Raw genomic sequence first — 7,242 nt, forward strand, 5'->3', positions numbered from 1 at the left:
AACAGTGCCGTGCCGTCGCGACCCGCTACGACAAGCGCGACTTCATGTATCTCGGCACCATAGATGTCGCTTCGATACGGATCTGGCTCCGCAATCCCGTCTCGTGATCTACAAAACACGACCTAGTACCGGCGTCCGGCGGCGTTCGGTTCGGTGAGGTCCAGGTGCTCGACCGGCTGCGGCTCCGGCTCTTCTGGGCGGTAGACGAAGATCCGGGTGGTGTTTGGGGTTGATCTCGACGACTGTGCGGCTCACGGTCACGAGGCAGTTGATGAGGTCGAGGTCTTGATGCGGAGTTCGGTGAGCTCGCCCCAGCGCATGCCGCTCTCGATGGCGGTCTCGGCCAGCAGGTGGGTCTCCTCGGTGGGGAGAGCGGAGTAGAGCTGGTCGAACTCTTCCGGGGAGACGATGCGTAGCGGCTTCTTCGGGACGGTCGGCGTCTTCACGCCCTTGCATGGATGCAGGGCGGTGACCTGGTCGTTTAGCGCGGTGGTGAGGATGCCGCCGAGGATCGGCTTATTGAGCGTGATGGGCCGTGGGTTCAAATCCGCCGTCCCGACACTGTTCTAGCAGGTCAAGGCCGTGATCGCGGCTCTCCTGTTTCTCGTTGCTCGTTTGTTGCTGGGACGAGACGTCAGTTGCCGGCAGTCCGATGCCTCCTATTTCCGCAGGCGGCGGCCCGTTCCGCGGGCTTTGGGCCGCAGCTGGCTGCTCAAATGAATACGAAAGCCAAGCTCTTTAGACGTTTCTGATCTACATTGTAAGGATGTGGGGGGTGGTAACCATCCTGTCCTCCCGCCGCCTCCGGAGCGACAAGTCCATCTGGCACAGGTTGTTGAAGTGATCCATCGGGTCGCAGGGATACTGGTTCACCTGCCACAGCACAGCAGGAGGTGATAGACGAGAGAACATGGTGGACCTCGGCAGACTTGAATCCTTCACGCCCTCACTCGCCGACATCTCGATGTCCTGGGCCAGGCTGTCCGGCTGCGCTGGCACCCAGGGAGAGGTCGTGATCTGGGTCTTGCAGGCCGGGACCGAAGAGCATGCCGCAGAGCGCCAAGGTTGGCGGCGAAACTGCGAGTGTCCGGCCGGCCTCGGTCTCGCCAACCCCTATCCGCACCTGCAGGATGTATGGGCTTGCGTCCGGGTGGGCACTGCACGAGCTCCCCAATCGGCACACGATCCGCACGGACGCCAAAGCCGTGCAGGTCTGCGCTGGTCTGGCCGCACGTCTCCTGCAACGGGAGCCGTTGCGCGCGACGAGAACGGCTGCCGCTCCGTGGGCCCAGACCGGATTGCCATCGGTTGCGCTCACAACGACCAGGTCGCCGCCATCCGTGCCGCGGGCGTACCCGCCGGGATCACCGTCGACACCGCCAACAGGCTCCAGCTCCGAGCGGCGCGACGGGACCGCGTTCCATGCGGGGATCGCCGAGTTGCTCGACAACCATCCATCCACGGGGCGCGTCCAGCTCAATGTCCCATCAAGTCCCCCGACGGCTGGAAAGCCAACCACGCCGTCCTCGCCCACCTGTCCAACCACCGCGTTCACGCCTGACCGGGAGCATCGGCATGACTAGCGCTACGCCCGAGACCGTCAGCTTTGAAGGCAGGCACTACGAACTGGTGCCTTCCACCGGCGAGGTCATCTGCTCCAAAGGTGGCTATGCGCTGCACCATCTGGGGGACTGCCAGCATCTCCGTGGCGGCGACCAGTCCACGTGGCGAACCTATCCCGACCCCGACCGTCTCACCTGGCGCCGACTGCTCGACTCCGCGCCCTCGACGGACAAACAGGGCCGCCGAGAATTCGCGCAGAAGGCGGGACTGCTCAACGGACTCGGGTCGCCGGTCACCCATGTCTGTGACAGCTGTCTGCTCAAGCCGCTCTCGACCGATGGTTCTCTCCCGCTCGCCGAGGCTGTCGCCGTCTTCGACCGCGCATCAGTCGAAGACGGCGTGGCGAAAGCCCGGGCGGAGATCGGACAAGTCCAGCGTGACTTCCCACGCGAGGCATGGCCGACGATGCCTCTGGAGCGGTACGCCCTGGGAGTGGCCGACTACAAGAACACGTTCTGATACCGGATGGAGTTCGGCACGCCCGAGCTGGGAGGCATCGGCGGGGGCAGCGCCCGTAAGCACATGATCTTCCTTCAGAAGAAGGACCAGCGCTGGTACCACGATGCCAGATTCGCCAACGAGCAGGAAGCCTGGATCGACGTGCGCCAGGGGTTCCTCGACGCGTTCACGGCAGTGGAGGAGGGCATTGTCCCATTCGTCGACGAGATCACAGCTCTGCGTTCCGGACCGTCTCTGACGGCCAAGGCTCTCTACGCATACTTTCCGGATCGCCTGCTGCCTGTGTACGGGCGCGATCACGTCCATCACTTCATCTCCCTCCTGTCCGAGGAGGACCCGTCGAAGCTGGAGCGCTTCGAAGCGCTTGAAAGGCTGAAAAGTCTGATTGACGGCACGGGACACTTCGCCGGCTGGCACACCGACGAGATCGCACGGTTCCTGTACTGGTGGGCCAATCCACGTCAGGGCTCAGCAATTGTCAAGATCGCTCCTGGCGCGCAGGCGAAGTTCTGGGATGAGTGCCAAGAGGGGGGCTACATCTGCGTCGGCTGGGATGATGTGGGAGACCTGACCGCCTTCACGTCTGAAGACGAATTCCAGGAGGCGTTCCGCGCTCACTACTCTGATGAGTACAACGGCAGCCAGAGCAAGATGACAGTTAAGGCGCGTGAGCTTTGGCGGCTCACACAGCTCCAGCCTGGTGACCGCGTGGTGGCGAACAAGGGGACACGACAGATTCTCGCGGTGGGAACGGTCACGGAGACGGGGTACGCATGGCGTGAAGAGCGCGAAGAGCAGCGGCATACCGTCTCCGTGGACTGGGACCTGTCGTACGCGCAGGCTCTGGCGGAGCCGGAGAAACGCTGGGGTGTCGTCACCGTGGCGGACGTTCCGGCCCGGCTGTGGCGGACCATCCGGTCCAGCAAGACCGCTACCGTCGACCGTGAGGACACAGTAGAACCCGAAGCCGTGACTCTCGAAGACCCGCAGCTCAGCGCACTCGCGGGAGCCCTTCAGCGGAAGGGACAGGCTGTGCTGTTCGGTCCGCCGGGAACGGGTAAGACCTTCACCAGCCTCCGATTCGCGGTCTGGTGGCTTTCTCAGCAGCTGGGCATGAAGCTTGGCGCCGAGTTCGACTACGGCAGTCCGACCTTCAAGCAGGAACTCGCACGTCTCGCGGCCAGAGGTCAACGACCGGCTGGACATCTCACGCAGGTGACCTTCCATCCCGCTTATGGGTACGAGGACTTCATCGAAGGCTTTCGTCCGGTAGAGGACGGCGGCGCGGGCCTGCGCCTCTCTCTGGTGGACGGGGTCTTCAAGCGGATTTGCCGCGCCGCCGAGAACGATCCGGGCCGCCCGTACCTGCTGCTGATCGACGAAATCAACCGTGGGGACATGCCGAAGATCTTCGGTGAGCTCATTACGCTACTCGAACTGGACAAGAGGGGGGTCACTGTGGTCCTGCCGCAGAGCGGGCAGGACTTCAGCGTGCCATCGAACGTCTACGTGCTCGGGACCATGAACACCGCCGATCGCAGCATCCGGCTTCTCGACTCGGCACTACGCCGGCGTTTCGCGTTCGTGGAACTCCTCCCAGACCCGGCTGTCCTGGAAGGCTTCACTGTAGGGAAGCTCCATCTCGCCGACCTCCTTCGTGAGCTCAATCTTCGGGTCCTCAAGGAACTGGGACGTGAGCGCCAGATCGGCCATTCCTTCTTCCTCACCGCGGGCGGACCGGTAACCGACGAATCCGCTCTGGCTGCAGTAATCCGCAACGATGTGCTGCCGCTGCTGCAGGAATATGCATACGACGACTACTCCATGCTCGCTCGCTTCCTAGGCCCCGACATCGTCGACGATGTCGGGCACCGGCTCCATGACCTGAATGACGAGGAGTTGGTTGACGCGCTCTACGCCGAGTTGCAGGTGGACGTGGCCGAGTGACCCCCGTCGTTGTGGACGAGTATCAAACGGTTAAGGTCAGCGGACTGAATCCGAGCGCTTCCGACCGCGAGCTGTCCGAGTCTGAGGAGCTCAATAAGCGGATCGAGCTGCGGTGGCTGGCCGACGGCGCTCTTGAGGTCACCGCGACCTCGCATGTCGGAGTAGTGGCTCTCGATTGCGTAACCATTCATGTCCGGCCCAAGCTGGTCGGGCGGGAACTCTCCGTGCTACGCATGCTCGACTACGCCAGCGGGCTCTCGGCCCTCCGGTACGTCGACCCGCTGCGGCACCTTCCCGATGCCGGCCACAACCTGCGGGATCTCATCTGCCTCCTCCTCATAATCGAGTGCGAAGCGCTGCTCCGCGGCGGCCTCCGTCGTGACTACGTCCATCGGGAAGAGCCACTGCCGGCCGTACGAGGCCGCCTCCTCGCCGACCGGCAAATGCTTCGTCGCTTCGGGCGTCTAGACAGATTGGAATGCCGCTTCGATGAGTTCGAGGCGGACATCCTCGACAACCAGCTGTGCGCGGCGGCTCTCCAGCTGGCTGCGCGGACAGTCGGAGACGATGCGATAAGGAGGCGCGCATGGCGTGCGGCGGCCGACTTCTCCGAAATGTGCACAGCGCACGGAGTCGACGCCAGGTGGGCGGAGCAGCGGCTCACCTATCACCGGCACAACGAGCATTACCGGCAGGCGCATCGATGGGCGCTTCTGCTCCTCCAGAGCGGAGGGCTGGACAATCTGTATTCCGCGGGTGGGTCAGCGGCCCGGACATTCCTCCTGGATATGAACGCGCTCTTCGAGGCGTTCGCCACCCGGCTGCTCAGTGAGGCTTTCCACGGCACAGGCGTCGCCGTACGTGCTCAGCAGCCTCTTTGCGGGGCCGTCCGTCACGGGGACGGCCGAAGCTACACCACGATCACACCCGACATCCAGCTTGTCCAAGGCCACGGACCCGGAGCCTGGCGACGATCGGTCGATGCCAAGTACAAGCTCTACACCGACCGGAAAATCAAGCCGGAGGATCTCTATCAGAGTTTCTCGTACGCCCACGCACTGAGCGCCTCTCATGTGGCTACTACGCCGACTGCCTACATTGTCTTCGCCAGCGATCGAGAGCTGCCTTCTGACCACGTGGTGCTGCGCCGCTTCGACGGTTCTCCCGTTGCCCGCATCACGGCAGTCGGACTCAACCTGCCGGGCATTCTCGGGGCTCTGGGCGGCCCCGGGTTATCGCCAATGCTGCGGACACTGCGCGATCAATTCGGCGGCATCTATCCGCTGCAGGACGACGCGAGCCGCCAAGGGGAGATACCACTTCGTCCTGAAACATCATGAACAATAAGGGCAATCAGGACGTGCGCCGTTGGCACGTGCCGTCCCTCACCACCGTGGGCGCCTGGTCATGGTTTCGCCGAGTGCTGGCCCGGGATCCTGCTATGAGCTCGCCGCCGGACGCCGAGGACGTGAACCGGAGTTTCGTCCTCGTCGCCCCTGACGATGACGTGCCGACCGAGGAGCTCGGCACGGTCTCGGTGCCGGAAAGTCACACTCGCCGAGGTCCGGTCGAGTCGCCAGAGCGCTCATCGACCTGAGCCGCGGGCGCGGATCTTGGCGAAGGCGTCGAGGGCGGTTTCGTCGGCGTCGGGGAGGGTGTGTAGGTGCTTCTCGGTGGTCGCGATACTGGCGTGGCCGAGACGCTCCTGACGACTTGGAGATCAGCGCCGCCGGCGAGACGTGCTCCGGCAGGATGTCGATCATCCGCATCGGCCCGAACCCGGGCATCAGATGTTTGTACAGCGAGTACGTGTACCCCTGCCGAGTGGTCGGCTCCATCTCATGGTTGGGAAGCCAGACATCTTCGACGTACTGCTTGAATGTCTGCTTTCCGCGCCGAGGATCGCCGAGTCGACCTTCAGCGATCTTCGCTTCTGCGCGCTGCCATGCTTTGTCGGCTTCCTTCTTGCTCGTGAAGGAGCCCGCTGGGGTTGACTTCGACCATCTCGGACAAGACCCGCTGAGAACAGACCTGCCGCAGGTAAACGATGGTGAGCACGACCTTGTCGGCGTCGCTGAGTAGGGGACGGCCGTGATTGCCCTTGGCCTGGCGCCGTGGACCACCGCGCTGCTCGAAGTAGCGCTGTTCAGCGCGCGCGGCCTGAGCCGGGGCGAGTGTGGTGGCCAGCTCAGCAAGGGTTTGGCGGCTCATGCCGGTCAGGCGCGGGTCGGCCAGAGTGTGCAGGGCGCGGGGCCGGAACTGGGTTCGGTCCTGGACGGTAGCCACGTCCTGGTCTGTGGCGGGGGCGATGGTGTAGTTCCAGGGCCCGCGCCGGTCGTGCGGTGTGACGGGTAGCGCGTTCATACGCTCGGTGCTGACCGAGACCCCGTTCGGGTAGGAGCCGGTGTCCAGTTCGGCTTCCACGCGCAGGCCGGTTCGGGTGCGGGTCGCAGCGATGCTGTTGACGACGACCTCATGGCTGGTCAACGGTCTGCCTCGCCAGTTCATCGTGATGTGGGAGAACAACCGGTGCTCGATCTTGTTCCACTTTGAGGTGCCTGGCGGGAAGTGGCAGACCGTGATGGTCAGCCCCGTCTCGGTGGCGAAGCCGGCCAGCTCTGACTTCCACGCGCGATAGCGGTAGCTGTTGGAACCACCGCAGTCTGCGGTGATCAGTAGTCGGTGGGCGTCCGGATAGTCGGCTCGGCCGCGGGCGTGCCACCAGCGGCGGATCGAGGCCACCGCGAACGCCGAGGTGTCGTGGTCAACTCCGACGTTGACCCAGCCTCGGTCGGTGGCCAGGTCGTAGATGCCGTAGGGGATGGCATGCGGGATGGCGGGGCCGGTGAAGAAGAAGCTGTGGTCTTCGACCTTGACCGGCTCGCCTTTGGGGCGCCACAGCCGTCCGGGGTTGGGTAACTGTCCGAGCTGCTCTTTCTTCTTGGTGTCGACGCTGATCGCTGGCTGCCCGGCGCTCTGGTGCTCCTTGACTTGGTCGTTGATATAGCGGAACTGTGCGTCGCGGTCGGGATGCTGTTTGCCCTCCAGCGTCTTGACGTTGCCTGCAGGCTGAATCCCTGCTCCTTCTGGTCTTGCCCCGGTTTGGTGGACACCTGATCTGTGGGGCACCCTGTGCCCCTGAAAGAGGAGTCCACGTGCCGAACTACCCGTATGAGTTCCGCCGGCAGATGGTGGGGCTGGTGCGCTCGGGAC

5 protein-coding genes and 2 pseudogenes are annotated in these 7,242 nt (G+C 63.9%); 4 read left to right on the forward strand and 3 right to left on the reverse strand.

All coding sequences use genetic code 11. From position 1 onward, the window contains the following. Nucleotides 1–257 precede the first annotated feature (257 nt). Nucleotides 258–545: a site-specific integrase gene (locus QSK17_RS35490; protein ID WP_285711052.1), complete on the reverse strand. Its 288-nt coding sequence runs from the start codon at nucleotides 543–545 to the stop codon at nucleotides 258–260. 1,030 nt (nucleotides 546–1,575) lie between these two features. Here QSK17_RS35490 and QSK17_RS35495 point away from each other — a divergent pair. From QSK17_RS35495 to QSK17_RS35510, 4 genes are all read left to right on the forward strand, one after another. Beyond that, nucleotides 1,576–2,082 carry a hypothetical protein gene (locus tag QSK17_RS35495; RefSeq protein WP_285711055.1) on the forward strand — a complete coding sequence of 169 codons (507 nt, stop codon included), beginning with the start codon at nucleotides 1,576–1,578 and terminating at the stop codon, nucleotides 2,080–2,082. A 6-nt stretch (nucleotides 2,083–2,088) separates the two neighbouring features. Then, a complete protein-coding gene (locus QSK17_RS35500) occupies nucleotides 2,089–4,029 on the forward strand; it encodes a DUF8426 domain-containing protein (protein ID WP_285711057.1) in 1,941 nt (646 codons plus the stop codon). Then, entirely contained in the window at nucleotides 4,026–5,369 is a 1,344-nt protein-coding gene (locus QSK17_RS35505; RefSeq protein ID WP_285711059.1) for an McrC family protein, read from the forward strand. Before QSK17_RS35500 ends, QSK17_RS35505 begins: the two co-directional genes overlap by 4 nt. A 101-nt stretch (nucleotides 5,370–5,470) precedes the next feature. Next, nucleotides 5,471–5,626: a hypothetical protein gene (locus QSK17_RS35510; RefSeq protein ID WP_285711062.1), complete on the forward strand. Its 156-nt coding sequence runs from the start codon at nucleotides 5,471–5,473 to the stop codon at nucleotides 5,624–5,626. A 151-nt stretch (nucleotides 5,627–5,777) separates the two neighbouring features. On the opposite strand, the pseudogene QSK17_RS35515 reads toward QSK17_RS35510, so the two are convergent. Further along, a pseudogene (locus tag QSK17_RS35515) lies at nucleotides 5,778–6,125 on the reverse strand (tyrosine-type recombinase/integrase); the annotation flags it as partial. Further along, nucleotides 6,007–7,109, reverse strand: a pseudogene (locus QSK17_RS35520) (ISAzo13 family transposase); the annotation flags it as partial. The pseudogenes QSK17_RS35520 and QSK17_RS35515, both read right to left, overlap by 119 nt. Between the last annotated feature and the right edge of the window lie 133 nt (nucleotides 7,110–7,242).

It is taken from the genome of Microtetraspora sp. NBRC 16547 (genome assembly GCF_030268965.1).
GTDB lineage: Bacteria > Actinomycetota > Actinomycetes > Streptosporangiales > Streptosporangiaceae > Microtetraspora.